Source organism: Citrobacter sp. CK202 (assembly GCF_030333225.1).
GTDB lineage: Bacteria > Pseudomonadota > Gammaproteobacteria > Enterobacterales > Enterobacteriaceae > Citrobacter_B > Citrobacter_B koseri.
Genome location: NZ_JAOWGI010000025.1, coordinates 554,803 through 574,373, shown reverse-complemented (window position 1 = coordinate 574,373; position 19,571 = coordinate 554,803). Strand labels below are relative to the sequence as shown.

The 19,571-nt window shown below is 58.0% G+C and carries 20 protein-coding genes; 18 read left to right on the top strand and 2 right to left on the bottom strand.

Translation table 11 applies throughout. The features are described 5' to 3' along the window. Nucleotides 1-10: 10 nt before the first annotated feature. Nucleotides 11-961: a transaldolase gene (gene tal / locus OGX84_RS12245; RefSeq protein WP_112001776.1), complete on the bottom strand. Its 951-nt coding sequence runs from the start codon at nt 959-961 to the stop codon at nt 11-13. A gap of 278 nt (nt 962-1,239) precedes the next feature. On the opposite strand from tal, the gene maeB reads away from it, so the two are divergent. The 18 genes from maeB (at nt 1,240) to eutR (ending at nt 18,554) form a co-directional block, all read left to right on the top strand. Further along, nucleotides 1,240-3,519, top strand: coding sequence for an NADP-dependent oxaloacetate-decarboxylating malate dehydrogenase (maeB, locus tag OGX84_RS12240; protein ID WP_012131325.1), 2,280 nt, complete (start codon nt 1,240-1,242; stop codon nt 3,517-3,519). Nucleotides 3,520-3,678: 159 nt separating this feature from the next. Then, entirely contained in the window at nt 3,679-4,014 is a 336-nt protein-coding gene (eutS, locus tag OGX84_RS12235) for an ethanolamine utilization microcompartment protein EutS (protein WP_047462111.1), read from the top strand. A 13-nt stretch (nt 4,015-4,027) separates the two neighbouring features. After that, a complete protein-coding gene (gene eutP, locus OGX84_RS12230) occupies nt 4,028-4,507 on the top strand; it encodes an ethanolamine utilization acetate kinase EutP (protein WP_286458039.1) in 480 nt (159 codons plus the stop codon). Continuing rightward, nucleotides 4,485-5,174 carry an ethanolamine utilization acetate kinase EutQ gene (gene eutQ, locus OGX84_RS12225; RefSeq protein ID WP_012131328.1) on the top strand — a complete coding sequence of 230 codons (690 nt, stop codon included), beginning with the start codon at nt 4,485-4,487 and terminating at the stop codon, nt 5,172-5,174. The genes eutP and eutQ overlap by 23 nt, the downstream gene beginning before the upstream one ends. A 9-nt stretch (nt 5,175-5,183) precedes the next feature. Further along, a complete protein-coding gene (gene eutT, locus OGX84_RS12220; protein ID WP_012131329.1) occupies nt 5,184-5,987 on the top strand; it encodes an ethanolamine utilization cob(I)yrinic acid a,c-diamide adenosyltransferase EutT in 804 nt (267 codons plus the stop codon). Then, entirely contained in the window at nt 5,984-7,000 is a 1,017-nt protein-coding gene (gene pta, locus OGX84_RS12215) for a phosphate acetyltransferase (protein ID WP_012131330.1), read from the top strand. Before eutT ends, pta begins: the two co-directional genes overlap by 4 nt. A gap of 39 nt (nt 7,001-7,039) precedes the next feature. After that, nucleotides 7,040-7,330, top strand: coding sequence for an ethanolamine utilization microcompartment protein EutM (eutM, locus tag OGX84_RS12210; protein WP_000387720.1), 291 nt, complete (start codon nt 7,040-7,042; stop codon nt 7,328-7,330). Between the two features lie 144 nt (nt 7,331-7,474). Continuing rightward, nucleotides 7,475-7,762: an ethanolamine utilization microcompartment protein EutN gene (gene eutN, locus OGX84_RS12205; protein WP_024130131.1), complete on the top strand. Its 288-nt coding sequence runs from the start codon at nt 7,475-7,477 to the stop codon at nt 7,760-7,762. Nucleotides 7,763-7,773: 11 nt separating this feature from the next. Further along, nucleotides 7,774-9,177, top strand: a complete 1,404-nt coding sequence (locus OGX84_RS12200; protein ID WP_012131332.1) for an aldehyde dehydrogenase family protein — start codon at nt 7,774-7,776, stop codon at nt 9,175-9,177. Between the two features lie 36 nt (nt 9,178-9,213). Then, complete coding sequence (eutJ, locus tag OGX84_RS12195; RefSeq protein ID WP_012131333.1) at nt 9,214-10,053, top strand: ethanolamine utilization protein EutJ; 840 nt, start codon at nt 9,214-9,216, stop codon at nt 10,051-10,053. Beyond that, nucleotides 10,043-11,230, top strand: coding sequence for an ethanolamine utilization ethanol dehydrogenase EutG (gene eutG, locus OGX84_RS12190; protein WP_286458038.1), 1,188 nt, complete (start codon nt 10,043-10,045; stop codon nt 11,228-11,230). The genes eutJ and eutG overlap by 11 nt, the downstream gene beginning before the upstream one ends. A gap of 123 nt (nt 11,231-11,353) precedes the next feature. After that, nucleotides 11,354-12,580: an ethanolamine utilization protein EutH gene (gene eutH, locus OGX84_RS12185; protein WP_047462122.1), complete on the top strand. Its 1,227-nt coding sequence runs from the start codon at nt 11,354-11,356 to the stop codon at nt 12,578-12,580. Then, nucleotides 12,577-13,980, top strand: coding sequence for an ethanolamine ammonia-lyase reactivating factor EutA (gene eutA / locus OGX84_RS12180; RefSeq protein ID WP_112001777.1), 1,404 nt, complete (start codon nt 12,577-12,579; stop codon nt 13,978-13,980). The genes eutH and eutA overlap by 4 nt, the downstream gene beginning before the upstream one ends. A gap of 11 nt (nt 13,981-13,991) precedes the next feature. Further along, the gene (eutB, locus tag OGX84_RS12175) at nt 13,992-15,353 is read left to right on the top strand and encodes an ethanolamine ammonia-lyase subunit alpha (RefSeq protein WP_112001778.1); all 1,362 of its coding nucleotides are present in this window, start codon (nt 13,992-13,994) and stop codon (nt 15,351-15,353) included. Between the two features lie 20 nt (nt 15,354-15,373). Beyond that, a complete protein-coding gene (gene eutC, locus OGX84_RS12170; RefSeq protein WP_012131338.1) occupies nt 15,374-16,279 on the top strand; it encodes an ethanolamine ammonia-lyase subunit EutC in 906 nt (301 codons plus the stop codon). Between the two features lie 9 nt (nt 16,280-16,288). Then, the gene (gene eutL / locus OGX84_RS12165; RefSeq protein WP_047462132.1) at nt 16,289-16,948 is read left to right on the top strand and encodes an ethanolamine utilization microcompartment protein EutL; all 660 of its coding nucleotides are present in this window, start codon (nt 16,289-16,291) and stop codon (nt 16,946-16,948) included. 11 nt (nt 16,949-16,959) lie between these two features. Then, on the top strand, nt 16,960-17,457 hold the full coding sequence (eutK, locus tag OGX84_RS12160; protein ID WP_012131340.1) for an ethanolamine utilization microcompartment protein EutK: 498 nt from the start codon (nt 16,960-16,962) through the stop codon (nt 17,455-17,457). A 44-nt stretch (nt 17,458-17,501) separates the two neighbouring features. Continuing rightward, entirely contained in the window at nt 17,502-18,554 is a 1,053-nt protein-coding gene (eutR, locus tag OGX84_RS12155) for an HTH-type transcriptional regulator EutR (RefSeq protein ID WP_012131341.1), read from the top strand. 117 nt (nt 18,555-18,671) lie between these two features. Here the strand turns inward: eutR and hemF are convergent, their stop codons facing one another. After that, nucleotides 18,672-19,571: an oxygen-dependent coproporphyrinogen oxidase gene (hemF, locus tag OGX84_RS12150; RefSeq protein ID WP_112001779.1), complete on the bottom strand. Its 900-nt coding sequence runs from the start codon at nt 19,569-19,571 to the stop codon at nt 18,672-18,674.

Here is a 19,571-nt window from a genome sequence, read left to right as displayed (position 1 = left end):
GTGGCAAGGTTTACAGTTTGGCGGCGAGCAGGTCTTCCAGTTTGCGTTGGTCAACGGCGAACAGGCGGATACCTTCCGACAGTTTCTCAACGGCCATCGCGTCCTGATTATGTTCCCAGCGGAATTCCGCTTCGGTCATCGGGGTCGGGCGATGGAACGTCTGCGATGACGGCACCAGTTTGCGGATCACCAGCTCTTCTTTTTCTTGTAGCGCTTTCAGTAGGTTGGGAGAAATGGTCAGGCGGTCGCAGCCTGTCAGCGCCAGGATTTGCTCGGTGCGACGGAAACTGGCCCCCATGACGATGGTTTCGTAGCGGTGACGTTTGAAGTAGTCATAGATATTACGTACCGATTTCACCCCCGGATCTTCTTCCACGACGTAGGGGTCCATCGGGCTGTGCGCCTGATACCAGTCATAGATACGCCCGACAAACGGCGAAACCAGAAAAACGCCCGCTTCCGCGCAGGCGCGCGCCTGTGCAAAAGAGAACAGCAGCGTCAGGTTACAGTTGATGCCTTCTTTCTCCAGCTCTTCCGCCGCCCGTATCCCTTCCCAGGTTGACGCGAGCTTAATTAAAATGCGCGATTTTTCCACGCCCTGCTGCTGGTAGAGGTCAACCAGGTGGCGGGCCTTCTGTATACTTTTTTCTTTATCGAAGGATAAGCGCGCGTCCACTTCCGTAGAGACCCGTCCGGGGACGATTTTCAGAATTTCCGCACCGAAATTGACGGCCAGTTTATCGCTGGCCTCGGCGACCTGCTGCTCCTGGGTTTTACCGCGTTTCTTGCCCCAGGCGATCGCGTCATCAATCAAATGGCTGTATTGCGCAAGGCCAGCCGCTTTTAGCAGCAGCGAGGGATTGGTGGTGGCGTCCTGAGGCTGATAATGGCGAATGGATTCGATATCGCCGCTGTCTGCCACGACAGTGGTGAATTGTTTGATGCCGTCTAACTGGTTCATAGGAAATACTCCTTGAAAAGTAAAGCGTTAGGTGAGTGCGTTGATTCACACTTCTGAGAAATTCATGCAGTACACAACAAAAAAGCATAGCAGACAGGCATGGTAATGCGGGTTTAAGCGGGTAACATGGATGCTATAAATTGATAACAAATTCTTTCTTTGAGTAGTGAGAGTATGGCTACCTTCAAAGTTTATGCCGCGCAGGGAGGTGATAATGTGCGGCGCACCAGAGGTTACCCGCGCCACTTTTTTGATCGATACGTGAAAGGAACAACAAGATGGATGACCAATTAAAACAAAGCGCCCTCGATTTCCACGAATTTCCCGTTCCAGGTAAAATCCAGGTTTCCCCGACCAAGCCCCTTGCCACACAGCGCGATCTAGCGCTGGCCTATTCGCCTGGCGTAGCGGCGCCGTGTCTTGAAATTGAAAAAGACCCGCTGGCGGCTTACAAATACACCGCTCGCGGCAATCTGGTCGCGGTGGTCTCTAACGGAACGGCGGTGCTCGGCCTGGGCAACATCGGCGCGCTGGCCGGTAAACCGGTGATGGAAGGTAAGGGCGTTCTGTTTAAGAAATTCGCGGGCATCGACGTGTTTGATATTGAAGTCGATGAACATAACCCGGATAAATTCATTGATGTCGTTGCCGCGCTGGAGCCGACGTTCGGCGGGATTAACCTCGAAGATATTAAAGCGCCTGAATGTTTCTATATCGAGCAGAAACTGCGTGAGCGCATGAATATTCCGGTATTCCATGATGACCAGCACGGAACGGCGATTATCAGCACCGCCGCGATTCTTAACGGCCTGCGCGTGGTGGAAAAAAATATCTCTGACGTGCGGATGGTGGTTTCCGGGGCAGGGGCGGCGGCAATCGCCTGTATGAACCTGCTGGTGGCGTTGGGGATGCAGAAACACAATATCGTGGTCTGTGACTCGAAAGGCGTTATCTATAAAGATCGTGAACCCAACATGGTGGAGACCAAAGCGGCCTATGCGGTGGTGGATGACGGCAAACGCACGCTGGATGACGTGATCGACGGGGCGGACATTTTCCTGGGCTGTTCCGGCCCGAAAGTGCTGACCCAGGAGATGGTGAAAAAAATGGCGCGTGCGCCGATGATCCTGGCGCTGGCGAACCCGGAGCCGGAAATTCTGCCGCCGCTGGCGAAAGAGGTGCGTTCAGACGCCATCATCTGTACCGGACGTTCCGACTATCCGAACCAGGTTAACAACGTGCTCTGCTTCCCGTTCATCTTCCGTGGCGCGCTGGATGTCGGCGCAACCGCGATCAACGAAGAGATGAAACTGGCGGCGGTACACGCCATTGCTGAACTGGCGCACGCCGAACAAAGTGAAGTGGTCGCTTCCGCTTATGGCGATCAGGACTTGAGCTTCGGCCCGGAATACATCATTCCAAAACCGTTCGACCCGCGCCTGATTGTGAAGATTGCGCCTGCCGTGGCGAAAGCGGCGATGGACTCCGGCGTGGCGACGCGGCCGATCGCTGATTTCGATGCCTACATCGATAAGCTGACCGAATTTGTCTACAAAACCAACCTGTTCATGAAGCCAATCTTCTCTCTGGCCCGTAAAGCGCCGAAGCGCGTGGTGCTGGCGGAAGGGGAAGAGGCGCGTGTCCTGCATGCGACGCAGGAGCTGATTACGTTAGGTCTGGCGAAACCGATCCTGATTGGTCGTCCGAGCGTGATCGAAATGCGCATTCAGAAGCTGGGGCTACAGATCAAATCGGGTGTGGATTTCGAGATCGTTAACAATGAATCCGATCCGCGCTTCAAAGAGTACTGGGGTGAATACTATAAGATCATGAAACGCCGTGGCGTGACGCAGGAACAGGCGCAGCGGGCGGTGATCAGCAATACCACGGTGATTGGCGCGATCATGGTTCTGCGCGGTGAAGCGGATGCGATGATCTGCGGCACCATCGGCGAATACCACGAACACTTCAGCGTGGTGCAGGAACTGTTTGGCTACCGTGAGGGCGTCCACGCGGCGGGGGCGATGAACGCCTTGCTGTTGCCGAGCGGCAACACCTTTATCGCCGACACCTATGTCAATGACGACCCGACGCCGGAGCAACTGGCGGAAATTACGTTAATGGCTGCGGAAACGGTGCGCCGCTTTGGTATTGAGCCGAAGGTGGCGCTGTTGTCGCACTCCAACTTTGGTTCGTCTAAGTCGGTCGCTGCTTGCAAAATGCGTCAGACGCTGGAGTTAGTACGCGAACGCGCGCCTGAGCTGATGATCGACGGCGAAATGCACGGTGATGCCGCGCTGGTCGAAAGTATTCGCAACGACAGGATGCCGGACAGCCCGCTGAAAGGGGCGGCGAATATTTTAATTATGCCTAACGTGGAGGCCGCGCGTATTAGTTACAACTTACTGCGTGTCTCCAGCTCGGAAGGCGTGACGGTAGGGCCGGTATTGATGGGCGTTGCCAAACCGGTGCATGTATTAACGCCGATCGCTTCTGTTCGCCGTATCGTTAATATGGTGGCGCTGGCGGTGGTCGAAGCGCAAACACAGCCACTGTAATTTCACTTTAATTCATTCCGGCGCGGGGTTCCCCGCGCTTTTTTATTTCCTCCTTTCTTAGTGATCTACTTCACCTTTTAAATCTGCTTGCCGAATTTTGTTATTTACTCTGACAAAAAATTGCCACGATGAGGTCAGTTTCAGCGGAGGCGGTGAGCAATGGATAAAGAACGCATTATTCAGGAATTTGTGCCGGGGAAACAGGTCACGCTGGCGCATCTGATTGCCCACCCGGGTGAAGAACTGGCGAAAAAGATCGGCGTTCCCGAAGCGGGCGCCATCGGCATCATGACGCTAACGCCAGGGGAAACGGCGATGATCGCGGGCGATTTAGCCATGAAAGCCGCCGATGTTCATATCGGTTTTCTCGATAGATTCAGCGGCGCGCTGGTGATTTATGGCTCCGTTGGCGCCGTCGAAGAAGCCTTATTGCAAACGGTCAACGGGCTGGGACGCTTATTAAATTTCACGTTGTGCGAATTAACAAAAAGTTAATTGGGGGGCGGCAATGAAACGTATTGCGTTTGTCGGCACCGTTGGCGCGGGGAAAACAACGCTTTTTAACGCCTTGCAGGGAAATTATTCCCTCGCCCGAAAAACACAAGCCGTGGAATTTAATGACAACGGCGATATCGATACGCCGGGAGAATATTTTAGCCATCCTCGCTGGTATCACGCCTTAATTACCACGCTACAGGATGTGGATACGCTGATTTATGTACATGCGGCAAATGACCGCGAAAGTCGCTTACCCGCCGGGTTATTGGATATTGGCGCCAGTAAACGACACATCGCCGTCATCAGCAAAACGGACATGCCGGATGCCGACGTCGCCGCCGCGCGACAGCTAGTGAGCGGGTTGGGATTTCAGGAGCCGATTTTCGAGCTCAACAGCCATGACCCGCAAAGTGTGCAGCACCTGGTGGATTATCTGGCAGCACTCACCGAACAGGAGGAAGGCGCAGGTGAAGAAACTCATCACAGCTAACGATATTCGTGCGGCTCACGCACGCGGCGAACAGGAAATGTCGGTTGTTCTGCGCGCCAGCATCATTACCCCGGAAGCCCGCGAAGTTGCGGAACTGCTGGACTTCACGATCGTGGAATGCGACGAATCGGCACCGGCTGTCGCGCCGGTGGAAGACGCGAAAACCGAAAGTCAGCGCATTCGTGAAACCATCATCGCGCAACTGCCGGAAGGGCAATTTACCGAAAGCCTGGTCGCGCAACTGATGGACAAAGTGATGAAGGAAAAACAGTCGCTGGAGCAGGCTGACATGCAGCCGGGCTTTAAGTCGGTCACTGGCAAGGGCGGCGTAAAAGTGATCGACGGCAGCAGCGTGAAGTTTGGTCGCTTCGACGGCGCGCAGCCCCACTGCGTCGGCTTAACGGATTTAGTCACCGACAAGGACGGCAGCAGCATGGCCGCCGGGTTCATGCAGTGGGATAACGCGTTTTTCCCGTGGACGCTGAACTACGACGAGATCGATATGGTACTGGAGGGCGAACTGCATGTGCGTCATGAAGGCGAAACCATGATCGCGAAAGCCGGGGACGTGATGTTTATCCCGAAAGGCTCCAGCATTGAGTTTGGCACACCGTCGACCGTGCGCTTCTTGTACGTTGCCTGGCCTGCGAACTGGCAGTCCTGCTAAGGCGGATGTATGAAGGATTTCATTACCGAAGCATGGCTCAGAGCGAATCATACGCTCAGCGAAGGAGCGGAGATCCATCTTCCCGCTGACGCTCGCCTGACGCCATCTGCCCGGGAATTGCTGGAAAGCCGCCATTTGCGCATCAAGTTTCTGGATGAGCAAGGCCGTCTTTTTGTCGATGACGATGAGCAGCAATTACAGCCGGTGCACGGTTTGACCAGCAGCGATACGCACCCTAAGGCGTGCTGCGAACTGTGTCGCCAGCCGGTGGCGAAAAAGCCCGATACGCTGACCCACCTGACCGCCGACAAAATGGTTGCGAAAAGCGATCCGCGCCTGGGATTTCGCGCCGCGCTGGACAGCACCATCGCGCTGGTGGTGTGGCTGCAAATTGAGTTGCCGGAGCAGTGGCAGCCCTGGCTTGCCGACATTCGTTCCCGCCTGGGCAACATCATGCGTGCCGATGCGATGGATGAACCGCTGGCCGCGCAGGCCATTGTGGGGCTAAACGAAGACGAATTGCATCGTCTGTCCCATCAGCCGCTGCGCTATCTCGATCACGATCATCTGGTGCCGGAAGCCAGCCACGGCCGCGATGCCGCGCTGCTGAATCTGCTGCGTACCAAAGTGCGTGAGACGGAAGTCGTGGCCGCTCAGGTCTTTATCACCCGCAATTTTGACGTGCTGCGCCCGGATCTTCTACAGGCGTTGAACCGCCTCTCCAGTACGGTCTACGTGATGATGATTTTGTGCGTGACGAAGCATCCGCTCACCGTCAGCCAGATTCAACAGCGACTGGGAGGGGAGCAATGATCATTGAACGTTGCCGCGAACAGGCCTTACGTGCGCCCGCCAGAGTGGTCTTCCCGGATGCGCTGGATGTCCGTGTCCTGAAGGCGGCGCACTATCTGCAACGGCATGGTCTGGCGCGACCGGTTCTTGTCACCAGCCCGTTTGCGCTACGCCAGTTTGCGCTCACTCACCGTATCGCGATGGATGGCATTCAGGTGATTGACCCACAGAGCAATCTGTCTATGCGTGAGGTGTTCGCCGGGCGCTGGCTGGCGCGGGCGGGAGAGAAAACACCGCCGGATGCGCTGGAAAAACTGAACGACCCGCTGATGTTCGCCGCCGCGATGGTGAGCGCAGGTCATGCCGATGTGTGCATTGCCGGCAACCTCTCTTCGACAGCGAACGTGCTGCGGGCAGGGCTACGCCTGATCGGTTTGCAGCCGGGCTGCAAAACGCTGTCGTCGATCTTCCTGATGCTGCCGCAGTACACCGGGCAGGCGCTGGGATTCGCCGATTGCAGCGTGGTGCCGCAACCCACGGCGGCGCAACTGGCGGATATCGCCATCGCCAGCGCGCAGACCTGGCGAACCATTACCGGAGAGGAGCCTCGGGTCGCCATGCTGTCGTTCTCCAGTCATGGCAGCGCGCGTCACCCCAATGTCGCCAATGTGCAGCAGGCGACAGAGATCGTTCGCGAGCGCGCGCCGGATTTGATTGTTGACGGCGAGTTACAGTTCGACGCCGCTTTTGTCCCGGACGTCGCCGCGCAAAAAGCGCCCGCCAGTCCGTTACAGGGCAAAGCCAATGTGATGGTCTTTCCGTCACTGGAAGCGGGCAACATTGGCTACAAAATCGCCCAGCGTCTGGGAGGATATCGCGCCGTTGGGCCGCTGATTCAGGGGCTTGCCGCACCACTTCACGATCTCTCCCGAGGCTGTAGCGTACAGGAAATTATCGAACTGGCGTTGGTGGCAGCAGTGCCGCGCCAGACTGACGTGAGTCGTGAACACGACTCGCAAACACTGGTTGTATAAAGGTCCCGTCTGGACCCCCTTACCGAAGAGGAAAACACAATGGAAGCATTAGGAATGATTGAAACCCGGGGCCTGGTTGCACTGATTGAGGCCTCTGATGCGATGGTTAAAGCAGCACGCGTGAAACTGGTTGGCGTGAAGCAGATTGGCGGCGGTCTGGTCACCGCGATGGTGCGTGGCGATGTGGCAGCGTGCAAAGCCGCTACTGATGCCGGCGCCGCAGCGGCGCAGCGTATTGGCGAACTGGTTTCCGTACACGTCATTCCGCGCCCGCACGGCGATCTGGAAGAGGTGTTCCCGATCAGCTTCAAAGGTGACAGCAATATCTAAGCTGGATGGCTACGTCTGATCGTGTAGGCCGGAGAAGACGCGAACGCGTCGCCATCCGGCAATGAGATGGCATCGATGCCGGATGGCGCCTCGCTTATCCGGCCTACAGTTTCGGCACGCAACACACAACACATGGAGGCGGGTATGAAGCTGGCAGTCGTCACAGGACAAATTGTTTGTACGGTGCGCCATGAAGGACTCGCGCATGACAAATTGCTGATGGTGAAAATGATTGATGCCGAAGGGAATCCCGACGGGCAGTGCGCCGTTGCAATCGACAGCATTGGGGCGGGAACCGGGGAGTGGGTGCTGCTGGTTAGCGGCAGTTCTGCCCGCCAGGCGCATCGAAGCGAATCCTCACCTGTCGATCTGTGCGTGATTGGTATTGTCGATGAAGTGGTGGCTGGCGGGAAAGTCGTTTTCCATAAATAGGACTGAACATCATGAATCAACAGGATATTGAACAGGTGGTAAAAGCGGTATTGCTGAAAATGAAAGACAGCAGTCAACCTGCCGCCGCCGTTCATGAAATGGGCGTCTTTGCCTCCCTGGATGACGCCGTTGCCGCAGCGAAAGTGGCTCAGCAGGGGCTGAAGAGCGTGGCCATGCGCCAGCTCGCTATTCATGCGATACGTGAGGCGGGTGAAAAGCACGCCAGAGAACTGGCGGAACTTGCCGTGTCAGAAACCGGCATGGGACGCGTCGAAGATAAATTAGCGAAAAACGTGGCGCAGGCGCGCGGTACGCCGGGCGTGGAATGCCTCTCGCCGCAGGTACTGACCGGCGATAACGGTCTGACCTTAATTGAAAATGCGCCGTGGGGGGTTGTGGCGTCGGTCACGCCGTCCACCAATCCGGCGGCAACCGTGATTAACAATGCCATTAGCCTGATTGCCGCAGGCAACAGCGTGGTCTTTGCGCCGCATCCGGCGGCGAAAAAGGTTTCTCAGCGCGCCATTACGCTGCTTAACCAGGCGGTTGTTGCCGCAGGCGGCCCGGCTAACCTGCTGGTGACCGTTGCGAACCCGGATATCGAAACCGCCCAGCGCCTCTTTAAATATCCCGGTATCGGTCTGCTGGTGGTGACCGGCGGCGAAGCGGTCGTCGAGGCCGCGCGTAAACACACCAACAAACGTCTGATTGCCGCAGGCGCCGGGAACCCGCCGGTGGTGGTGGATGAAACCGCTGACCTGGCGCGTGCCGCGCAGTCCATCGTCAAAGGCGCATCCTTCGATAACAACATCATTTGCGCCGACGAGAAGGTGCTGATTGTTGTCGATAGCGTTGCCGATGAACTGATGCGCCTGATGGAAGGGCAGCATGCGGTGAAACTCACCGCCGCACAGGCCGAACAGCTTCAGCCGGTATTGCTGAAAAATATCGACGAGCGTGGCAAAGGAACGGTCAGCCGCGACTGGGTTGGGCGTGATGCCGCCAAAATCGCCGCCGCGATTGGGCTGACGGTGCCGGAGCAAACGCGCTTGCTGTTTGTGGAAACGCCTGCCACGCACCCGTTCGCGGTCACGGAACTGATGATGCCGGTACTGCCGGTGGTGCGGGTTGCCAACGTAGAAGAGGCCATTGAACTGGCAGTCACGCTGGAAGGCGGTTGCCACCATACGGCGGCGATGCACTCGCGCAACATCGACAACATGAACCGGATGGCAAACGCCATTGATACCAGCATCTTCGTCAAGAACGGGCCGTGTATCGCCGGGCTGGGTCTGGGCGGCGAAGGCTGGACCACCATGACCATTACTACGCCAACCGGGGAAGGGGTGACCAGCGCGCGCACCTTCGTGCGTCTGCGTCGCTGCGTGTTGGTGGATGCGTTTCGCATTGTCTGATACCGGCCCCGCAGACTGTCTATAAGGAGAAAAGAGATGGCGCACGATGAACAACGTTGGCTGACGCCGAGACTCCAGAAAGCCGCTGAGCTATGTAATCAGCATCCCGTCGCCAGCGATTCGCCGCTGTGGCTGGGTATTGATTTAGGGACGTGCGATGTGGTGTCGATGGTTGTCGACCGCGACGCGCAGCCAGTCGCCGTTTGTCTGGACTGGGCTGACGTCGTGCGTGACGGCATCGTCTGGGACTTCTTCGGCGCCGTCACCATCGTGCGTCGCCATCTCGACACGCTCGAACGCCAGCTTGGCTGCCAGTTCACCCACGCGGCGACCTCATTTCCGCCAGGCACCGACCCGCGTATCTCCATCAATGTTCTGGAATCCGCCGGGCTGGAGGTCAGCCATGTGCTGGATGAGCCGACCGCCGTGGCGGATCTGCTGCGACTGGATAACGCGGGCGTGGTGGATATCGGCGGCGGTACGACGGGGATCGCCATTGTGAAGCAGGGCAAGGTGACTTACTCCGCTGATGAAGCGACCGGCGGACACCACATTTCCCTGACGCTGGCCGGAAACCGCCGCATCGAACTGGAAGACGCTGAGCAGTTCAAGCGCAGCAACGCCCGGGAGATTTGGCCGGTGGTAAAACCGGTATACGAAAAGATGGCGGAGATTGTTGCCCGGCATATCGAAGGGCAAGGTATAGCCGATCTGTGGCTGGCGGGCGGCTCCTGTATGCAACCGGGCGTGGATGAACTATTCCGTAAACGCTTCCCGGAACTGCGGGTGCATTTACCTGAACACAGCCTGTTTATGACGCCGCTGGCGATTGCCAACAGCGGGAAAGAAAAAGCGGAGGGGATCTATGCAAAGTGAATTGCAGACCGCGCTCTTTCAGGCATTCGATACCCTGAATCTGCAACGGATAAAAACGTTCAGCGTTCCGCCCGTCACGCTGTGCGGCCTGGGGGCGCTTAGCGCCTGCGGGCAGGAAGCGCAAACGCGCGGGCTGACGCATCTGTTTGTCATGGTTGACAGTTTTCTGCATCAGGCAGGGATGACCGCCGGGCTTGAACGGAGTCTGGCGATGAAAGGCGTGGCGATGAGCATCTGGCCCTGCCCGGTGGGAGAATCTTCCATCACTGACGTTTGCGCGGCGGTCGCGCAGCTGCGCGAATCAAAATGTGACGGCGTGGTGGCGTTTGGCGGCGGCTCGGTGCTGGATGCGGCAAAAGCCGTAGCGCTGCTCTTTACCAACCCAGGGCAGACGCTGGCGGATATGACGGCGCAGAGCGTACTGCGCCCGCGTCTGCCGCTGATTGCCGTGCCGACGACGGCGGGGACGGGGTCGGAAACCACCAACGTGACGGTGATTATTGATGCGGTAAGCGGGCGCAAGCAGGTTCTGGCGCATGCCTCGCTGATGCCGGACGTCGCCATTCTGGATGCGGCGCTGACGGAAGGGGTGCCTTCTCACGTAACGGCGATGACCGGGATTGACGCGTTGACCCATGCGGTTGAGGCGTATAGCGCTCTGAATGCTACGCCGTTTACCGACAGCCTGGCGATTGGCGCTATTGCGATGATCGGCAAGTCGCTGCCGAAAGCGGTGGGGAACGGGCACGACATGGCGGCGCGGGAAAACATGCTGCTGGCGTCCTGCATGGCGGGGATGGCCTTTTCCAGCGCGGGGCTGGGGCTGTGTCATGCGATGGCGCACCAGCCGGGCGCGACGCTGCATATTCCGCATGGCCAGGCGAACAGTATGTTGCTGCCGACGGTGATGGGATTTAACCGCATGGTGTGTCGCGAACGGTTCAGCCATATTGGCCGGGCGTTACTCAACAAGAAAGCGGACGATCGCGACGCGATCGGCGCAGTTAGCGAACTGATTATTGAAACCGGGCTGACAAAACGCCTCGCCGATGTTGGCGCGACGTCCGCGCATTACAGCGCGTGGGCGCAAGGCGCGCTGGAAGATATTTGTATTCGCAGTAACCCACGAACCGCCACACAGGAACAGATTATCGACCTGTACGCGGCGGCACAATAAAGCATACCAGGATGTAGGCCCGATAAGGCGTTCGCGCCGCCATCCGGCAAAAACGCGGCACTATTGCCTGATGGCGCTGCGCTTATCAGGCCTATGAAACACCTGGCAAATGGAGATAGGGCTATGGGAATTAACGAAATCATCATGTACATCATGATGTTCTTTATGCTGATTGCCGCCGTGGACAGGATCCTGTCGCAGTTTGGCGGTTCGGCGCGTTTTCTCGGTAAATTCGGTAAGAGCATCGAGGGGTCGGGCGGTCAGTTTGAAGAAGGTTTTATGGCGATGGGCGCGCTGGGGCTGGCGATGGTCGGTATGACCGCCCTGGCGCCGGTGCTGGCGAAGCTGCTCGGGCCGGTGATTATCCCGCTGTATGAAATGCTCGGCGCGAACCCGTCGATGTTCGCCGGAACGCTGCTGGCCTGCGATATGGGCGGCTTCTTCCTCGCCAAAGAACTGGCGGGCGGCGATGTGGCGGCATGGCTGTACTCCGGTCTGATCCTGGGGGCGATGATGGGGCCGACGATTGTCTTCTCCATTCCGGTGGCGCTCGGCATTATCGAGCCGTCTGACCGCCGCTACCTGGCGCTGGGCGTGCTGGCGGGGATTGTTACCATTCCCATTGGCTGTATCGCCGGTGGTTTAGTGGCGATGTACTCCGGCGTGGAGATCAACGGGCAACCGGTGGAGTTCACCTTCGCGCTGATCCTGATGAACATGATCCCGGTGATCATCGTCGCGGTGCTGGTTGCGCTGGGGCTGAAATTTATCCCGGAGAAAATGATCAGCGGTTTCCAGATCTTCGCTAAATTCCTGGTGGCGTTGATCACCATTGGTCTGGCGGCTGCGGTGATTAAATTCCTGCTGGGATGGGAGCTGATCCCAGGCCTCGACCCGATCTTCATGTCCCCTGGCGACCAGCCTGGCGAAGTGATGCGCGCCATTGAAGTGATCGGCTCTATCTCCTGCGTTCTGCTCGGCGCCTATCCGATGGTGCTTCTGCTGACCCGCTGGTTTGAAAAACCGCTGATGCGCGTTGGCGGCCTGTTAAAAATCAACAATATGGCGGCAGGCGGCATGGTCGCGACGCTGGCGAACAATATTCCGATGTTCGGCATGATGAAACAGATGGATACCCGCGGCAAAGTGATCAACTGCGCCTTTGCGGTCTCCGCTGCCTTTGCGCTGGGCGACCACTTAGGCTTTGCGGCCGCCAACATGAACGCGATGATCTTCCCGATGATTGTCGGCAAGCTGATCGGCGGCGTGACGGCGATTGGCGTGGCGATGATGCTGGTGCCCAAAGATGAAGACGTTCCGGCAGAAACGGAAGTGGAGGCGCAGTCGTGAATACTCGCCAGCTACTGAGCGTCGGTATCGATATCGGCACCACCACCACTCAGGTGATCTTCTCACGCCTTGAGCTGGTTAACCGTGCGGCAGTGTCGCAGGTGCCGCGCTACGAATTTATCAAACGTGAAATTAGCTGGCAAAGCCCGGTCTTTTTTACCCCTGTGGATAAGCAGGGCGGGTTGAAAGAGGCCGAACTTAAGGCGCTGATTCTGGATCAGTATCAGGCGGCGGGGATTGCGCCGGAGACGGTGGATTCCGGGGCGATCATCATTACCGGCGAAAGCGCGAAAACCCGCAATGCGCGTCCGGCAGTGATGGCGCTGTCGCAGTCTCTCGGCGATTTTGTCGTCGCCAGCGCCGGGCCGCATCTGGAATCGGTGATTGCCGGGCACGGCGCGGGGGCGCAGACCCTGTCTGAACAGCGTTTGTGTCGCGTGCTCAACATCGACATCGGCGGCGGCACTTCGAACTATGTTCTGTTTGACGCCGGAAAAGTGAGCGGCTCCGCCTGTCTGAACGTGGGCGGCAGATTGCTGGAAACGGACGGCCAGGGGCGGGTGGTGCATGCGCATAAACCGGGGCAGATGATCGTTGAGGCGGTGTTCGGCGCGGGCACTGACGCCCGCTCGCTCAATGCCACACAGTTGGCGCAGGTTGTGCGGCGGATGGCGGATTTGATTGTCGAAATCATTGACGGCGAGCCTTCGCCGCTGGCGCAGGCGCTGATGCAAACCGGATTATTGCCCGCAGGGGTGAAACCGGAAGTGATCACCCTTTCCGGCGGAGTCGGGGAGTGCTACCGCAATCAGCCTGCCGATCCGTTCTGCTTTTCTGATGTCGGCCCGCTGCTGGCGACGGCGCTGCATGAGCACCCGCGCCTGCGTGAGATGAACGTGCAGTTCCCGACGCAAACCGTGCGCGCCACGGTGATTGGCGCGGGGGCGCACACGCTGTCGCTGTCCGGCAGCACCATCTGGCTGGAGGGGGTGGCGCTTCCGCTGCGCAACCTGCCGGTGGCGATTCCACAAGATGAAAACGAACTGGTGGCCGCCTGGGAACAGGCGCTGACTCAGCTCGATCTCGACCCTGGCACTGACGCATACGTGCTGGCGCTTCCCGCCCGGCTTCCGGTGCGCTACGCGGTATTACTCACGGTCATCGACGCGCTGCTGGCGTTTACCGCGCGTTTTCCCAATCCGCATCCCCTGCTGGTGGTGGCCGAGCAGGACTTTGGCAAAGCCCTGGGCATGTTATTGCGCCCACAGTTACAGCAACACCCGCTGGCGGTCATTGACGAAGTGAGCGTCCGGGCGGGGGACTATATCGACATTGGTACGCCTCTTTTTGGCGGATCGGTTGTGCCGGTGACGGTGAAATCACTCGCATTTCCTTCCTGAGGGAACGACTTATGAAACTAAAGACCACATTGTTCGGCAATGTTTATCAGTTTAAGGATGTAAAAGAGGTGCTGGCAAAATCCAACGAACTGCGTTCGGGGGATGTGCTGGCAGGTGTTGCGGCTGAAAGCTCACAGGAGCGCGTTGCCGCGAAACAGGTGTTGTCGGAAATGTCGGTGGCGGATATTCGCAACAACCCGGTGATTTCCTATGAAGAGGACTGCGTGACGCGTCTGATTCAGGACGACGTCAATGAAACGGCCTATAACCGCATTAAAAACTGGAGCATCAGTGAGCTGCGTGAATATGTGCTGAGTGATGAAACGTCCGTGGATGACATTGCGTTTACGCGTAAAGGGCTGACTTCGGAAGTGGTGGCGGCGGTCGCGAAGATCTGCTCCAACGCCGACCTGATCTACGGTGGCAAGAAAATGCCGGTGATCAAAAAGGCCAATACCACCATCGGTATTCCGGGCACCTTTAGCTGCCGTTTGCAGCCGAACGATACCCGTGACGATGTACAGAGTATCGCCGCGCAAATCTATGAAGGGCTCTCTTTCGGGGCAGGCGATGCGGTGATTGGCGTTAACCCGGTAACGGACGACGTGGAAAACTTAAGTCGCGTGCTGGATACCGTGTACGGGGTGATCGACAAGTTCAATATTCCGACGCAGGGCTGCGTGCTGGCGCACGTCACCACTCAGATTGAAGCCATTCGTCGCGGCGCGCCGGGCGGGCTGATTTTCCAGAGTATTTGCGGCAGCGAAAAAGGATTAAAAGAGTTCGGCGTGGAGCTGGCAATGCTGGATGAAGCGCGTGCGGTCGGCGCGGAGTTCAACCGTATCGCCGGGGAAAACTGCCTGTACTTTGAAACCGGGCAGGGGTCTGCGCTTTCGGCTGGAGCCAACTTCGGCGCCGACCAGGTGACGATGGAAGCGCGTAACTACGGCCTGGCGCGGCACTACGATCCGTTCCTGGTGAATACGGTGGTCGGTTTTATCGGGCCGGAGTATCTCTACAACGACCGGCAGATTATTCGCGCCGGTCTGGAAGATCACTTTATGGGCAAGCTGAGCGGCATCTCAATGGGCTGCGACTGCTGCTACACCAACCACGCCGACGCCGATCAGAACCTCAACGAAAACCTGATGATTCTGCTCGCCACCGCAGGCTGTAACTACATTATGGGCATGCCGCTCGGCGACGACATCATGCTCAACTACCAGACCACCGCATTCCACGATACCGCAACGGTACGTCAGTTACTCAACCTGCGTCCGTCACCGGAGTTTGAGCGCTGGCTGGAAACGATGGGCATTATGGAAAACGGTCGCCTGACCAAGCGGGCGGGCGATCCGTCACTGTTCTTCTGATGACGCGGGGATGACATACGATGGATCAAAAACAGATTGAAGAAATTGTACGCAGTGTAATGGCGTCAATGGGCGAGTCGCAGCCGCAGGCCCCCGCAGAATCCGCGCCAGCCTGTAGCGCTAAACAATGTGCCGCGCCTTCAGCGCCTTCAGCGGCGGAAAGCTGCGCGCTGGATTTAGGTTCGGCTGAGGCGAAAGCCTGGGTAGGCGTGGAGAATCCGCATCGCGCGGATGTTTTGGCCGAACTGCGCCGCAGCACCGCTGCGCGCGTGTGTACCGGTCGCGCTGGCCCACGTCCTCGCACCCTGGCGCTGTTGCGCTTCCTGGCGGATCACTCTCGTTCGAAAGATACCGTTCTGAAAGAGGTGCCGGAAGAGTGGGTGAAAGCACAGGGGCTGCTGGAAGTGCGTTCGGAAATCAGCGACAAAAACCTCTATCTGACCCGCCCGGATATGGGGCGTCGTCTGAGCCAGGAGGCCATTGACGCGCTGAAAGCGCAGTGTGTCGCCAGCCCGGATGTCCAGGTGGTGATTTCCGATGGTTTATCGACGGATGCGATTACCGCCAACTATGAAGAGATCCTGCCGCCGCTGCTCTCTGGTCTGAAACAGGCGGGGCTGAAAGTCGGGACGCCGTTCTTTGTACGTTATGGCCGCGTGAAGATTGAAGATCAGATCGGCGAAATTCTTGGCGCGAAAGTGGTGATTCTGCTGGTGGGCGAGCGTCCTGGCTTAGGTCAGTCGGAAAGCCTCTCCTGCTATGCGGTTTACTCACCACGGGTGGCAACCACCGTTGAAGCGGATCGTACCTGTATTTCGAATATTCACCAGGGCGGCACGCCGCCGGTTGAAGCCGCAGCGGTAATTGTGGATTTGGCGAAACGTATGCTGGAGCAGAAAGCATCCGGCATCAATATGACCCGTTAAGGAGGCAACATGCCAGCATTAGATTTGATTCGACCGTCGGTCACCGCAATGCGCGTGATTGCCTCGGTGAATGACGGTTTCGCGCGTGAGCTTAAATTACCGTCACATATACGTAGCCTCGGTCTCATCACGGCAGACTCTGATGACGTAACGTATATTGCGGCAGACGAAGCGACAAAACAGGCGATGGTGGAAGTGGTGTATGGCCGTTCACTGTATGCCGGAGCGGCCCACGGGCCGTCGCCGACGGCCGGTGAAGTTTTGATTATGTTGGGCGGCCCGAACCCGGCGGAAGTGCGGGCGGGTCTGGATGCGATGGTGGCGCATATTGAAGGCGGCGCAGCGTTCCAGTGGGCCAACGATGCGGAAGATACTGCATTCCTGGCGCATGTGGTTTCGCGTACCGGGTCTTATCTCTCATCAACCTCAGGCATCGCGCTGGGCGATCCTATCGCCTATCTGGTGGCACCGCCGCTGGAAGCGACGTTTGGCATTGATGCGGCGATGAAATCCGCCGATGTCCAACTGGTGACCTACGTGCCGCCGCCGTCAGAAACCAACTACTCTGCGGCGTTTTTAACGGGGAGCCAGGCCGCCTGTAAAGCCGCCTGCAACGCCTTTACCGATGCCGTTCTGGATATTGCCCGTAATCCCGTCCAGCGCGCGTAAGAGAGGTAGCGATGATCAATGCACTGGGATTACTGGAAGTGGATGGCATGGTTGCCGCCGTTGATGCGGCGGACGCCATGCTGAAAGCCGCCAATGTGCGATTGCTCAGCCACGAAGTGCTCGATCCCGGCCGGCTGACGCTGGTGGTGGAGGGCGATCTGGCGGCGTGTCGCGCGGCGCTGGATGCCGGAAGCGCCGCAGCACAACGCACGGGCCGTGTTATCAGCCGCAAAGAAATTGGGCGGCCGGAAGACGACACCCAGTGGCTGATCGGCGGCTTTAAGCGCCAGCCAACGAAAGTCGGAAAGACGCCAGATGCGCCTGTTACCTCTGAATCCTCAGAAGCGCTGTTGGCGTTATTAGCATCAGTACGTCAGGGAATGACGGCAGGGGAGGTGGCCGCGCATTTTGGCTGGTCACTGGAGCGCGCCAGAAATGCGCTGGAGCAACTCTTTTCTGACGGGGCGTTGCGTAAACGCAGTAGTCGCTATCGTCTGAAGAAAGTATAACCTGTCGGAGGTGCCGGGGACGTTGCGCCCCGGCTTTGAAGATCATGAAAAAGACTCGTACAGCAAACTTGCACCATCTTTATCATGAAGCGTTACCCGAAGACGTTAAACTTACGCCTCTGGTTGAGGTGGATAATGTTCACCAGCGGCTGACAACGGACGTCTATGAACACGCCCTGACGATAACCGCCTGGCAGCAGATTTACGATCAGCTGCATCCCGGCAAATTTCATGGGGAATTCACGGAAATCCTGCTGGATGAAATTCAGGTGTTCCGTGAGTACACCGGTCTGGCGTTGCGTCAGTCTTGCCTGGTCTGGCCGAACTCCTTCTGGTTCGGTATTCCGGCAACGCGCGGCGAGCAAGGTTTTATCGGCACGCAGTGCATTGGCAGCGCGGAGATCGCCACCCGTCCGGGCGGGACGGAGTTTGAGCTGAGCACGCCGGATGATTACACCATCCTCGGCGTGGTTATCTCGGAGGAGGTGCTTACCCGGCAGGCCAATTTCCTGCATCACCCGGAAAGGGTGCTGCATATGCTGCGTAACCAGTCTGCGCTGGAGGTGAAAGAGCAGCATAAAGCGGCGCTGTGGGGCTTTGTCCAGCAGGCGCTGGCGACGTTCAGCGAGAACCCGGAAAACCTGCATCAGCATGCGGTGCGTAAAGTGCTGGGGGATAACCTGCTGCTGGCGATGGGGACGATGCTGGAAGAAGCGCAGCCGATTATAACGGCAGAAAGCGTCAGCCATCAGAGCTATCGAAAATTGCTGTCCCGCGCGCGGGAATACGTGCTGGAGAATATGTCGGAGCCGCTGACGGTGCTCGATCTGTGTAATCAGCTGCACGTCAGCCGCCGCACGTTGCAAAACGCGTTTCACGCGATTCTGGGGATTGGCCCGAACGCGTGGCTGAAGCGGATTCGATTAAACGCGGTGCGGCGGGAGCTGATCAGCCCGTGGTCGCAAAGTTCGACGGTCAAAGAGGCGGCAATGCAGTGGGGGTTCTGGCATCTGGGGCAGTTCGCGACCGATTACCAGCAGCTGTTTGCCGAAAAACCGTCGCTGACGCTGCATCAGCGTATGCGTCAGTGGATGTGATGACATTATTGTGCCGGATGCGACGCTTTGCGTCTTATCCGGCCTACGGGCGCTACCGTTGCAGTTGTAGGCCGGATAAGGCGTTAGCCGTCATCAGGCAAAACGCGGCCAGGTAAATTATACCCAGTCGCGGACTTTGATAAATTCGCTCAGCGCCGCTTCCGGGCTGCCTTCTTCCGGCTGCCAGTCGTACTCCCAGCGCACCAGCGGCGGCATCGACATCAAAATGGACTCGGTGCGTCCGCCCGTTTGCAGGCCAAACAGCGTGCCGCGATCCCACACCAGATTAAACTCCACATAGCGGCCCCGGCGATAAAGCTGGAAATGACGCTCGCGCTCGCCCCAGGCCATTGCTTTACGCCGCTCGACAATTGGCAGAAAAGCATCGGTATAGCCTTTGCCTACCGCCTGCATAAAGCGAAAGCAGCTGTCGAAATCCGGCGTGTTCAGATCGTCGAAGAAAAGCCCGCCAATGCCGCGCTGCTCATCGCGATGCTTCAGGAAAAAGTAATCGTCGCACCATTTTTTATAGCGCGGATAGACGTCCTCGCCGTAGGGCTGGCACAGATCCCGCGCCGTGCGGTGCCAGTGAATGGCATCCTCTTCAAACGCGTAATAGGGCGTCAGGTCGAAACCGCCGCCAAACCACCAGACCGGCTCCGTGTCGGGCTTCTCCGCAATAAAAAAGCGAACATTGGCATGGCTGGTTGGAATGTACGGATTCAACGGATGCACCACCAGCGACACGCCCATCGCTTCAAAACTACGCCCAGCCAGCTCCGGGCGGTGTGCCGTCGCGGAGGCGGGCATCGCGTCGCCGTGAACATGGGAGAAATTTACCCCAGCCTGCTCAAAGACACCGCCGTTACGCAGTACCCGGCTGCGCCCGCCGCCACCCGCGTCGCGCTGCCAGCTATCTTCAACAAAATCAGCGCCATCAACGGCGGCTAACTGCTGGCAAATATCATCCTGAAGGCTGAGCAGGAACTGTTTTACGCGTTGTGCATCGGGTTTCAT

What these genes read in the sequence shown, in the direction of transcription:
- tal (WP_112001776.1), bottom strand. Translation starts at nt 961, where the DNA reads ATGAACCAGTTAGACGGCATCAAACAATTCACCACTGTCGTGGCAGAC.
- maeB (WP_012131325.1), top strand. Translation starts at nt 1,240, where the DNA reads ATGGATGACCAATTAAAACAAAGCGCCCTCGATTTCCACGAATTTCCC.
- eutS (WP_047462111.1), top strand. Translation starts at nt 3,679, where the DNA reads ATGGATAAAGAACGCATTATTCAGGAATTTGTGCCGGGGAAACAGGTC.
- eutP (WP_286458039.1), top strand. Translation starts at nt 4,028, where the DNA reads ATGAAACGTATTGCGTTTGTCGGCACCGTTGGCGCGGGGAAAACAACG.
- eutT (WP_012131329.1), top strand. Translation starts at nt 5,184, where the DNA reads ATGAAGGATTTCATTACCGAAGCATGGCTCAGAGCGAATCATACGCTC.
- pta (WP_012131330.1), top strand. Translation starts at nt 5,984, where the DNA reads ATGATCATTGAACGTTGCCGCGAACAGGCCTTACGTGCGCCCGCCAGA.
- eutM (WP_000387720.1), top strand. Translation starts at nt 7,040, where the DNA reads ATGGAAGCATTAGGAATGATTGAAACCCGGGGCCTGGTTGCACTGATT.
- eutN (WP_024130131.1), top strand. Translation starts at nt 7,475, where the DNA reads ATGAAGCTGGCAGTCGTCACAGGACAAATTGTTTGTACGGTGCGCCAT.
- OGX84_RS12200 (WP_012131332.1), top strand. Translation starts at nt 7,774, where the DNA reads ATGAATCAACAGGATATTGAACAGGTGGTAAAAGCGGTATTGCTGAAA.
- eutJ (WP_012131333.1), top strand. Translation starts at nt 9,214, where the DNA reads ATGGCGCACGATGAACAACGTTGGCTGACGCCGAGACTCCAGAAAGCC.
- eutG (WP_286458038.1), top strand. Translation starts at nt 10,043, where the DNA reads ATGCAAAGTGAATTGCAGACCGCGCTCTTTCAGGCATTCGATACCCTG.
- eutH (WP_047462122.1), top strand. Translation starts at nt 11,354, where the DNA reads ATGGGAATTAACGAAATCATCATGTACATCATGATGTTCTTTATGCTG.
- eutB (WP_112001778.1), top strand. Translation starts at nt 13,992, where the DNA reads ATGAAACTAAAGACCACATTGTTCGGCAATGTTTATCAGTTTAAGGAT.
- eutC (WP_012131338.1), top strand. Translation starts at nt 15,374, where the DNA reads ATGGATCAAAAACAGATTGAAGAAATTGTACGCAGTGTAATGGCGTCA.
- eutL (WP_047462132.1), top strand. Translation starts at nt 16,289, where the DNA reads ATGCCAGCATTAGATTTGATTCGACCGTCGGTCACCGCAATGCGCGTG.
- eutK (WP_012131340.1), top strand. Translation starts at nt 16,960, where the DNA reads ATGATCAATGCACTGGGATTACTGGAAGTGGATGGCATGGTTGCCGCC.
- eutR (WP_012131341.1), top strand. Translation starts at nt 17,502, where the DNA reads ATGAAAAAGACTCGTACAGCAAACTTGCACCATCTTTATCATGAAGCG.
- hemF (WP_112001779.1), bottom strand. Translation starts at nt 19,571, where the DNA reads ATGAAACCCGATGCACAACGCGTAAAACAGTTCCTGCTCAGCCTTCAG.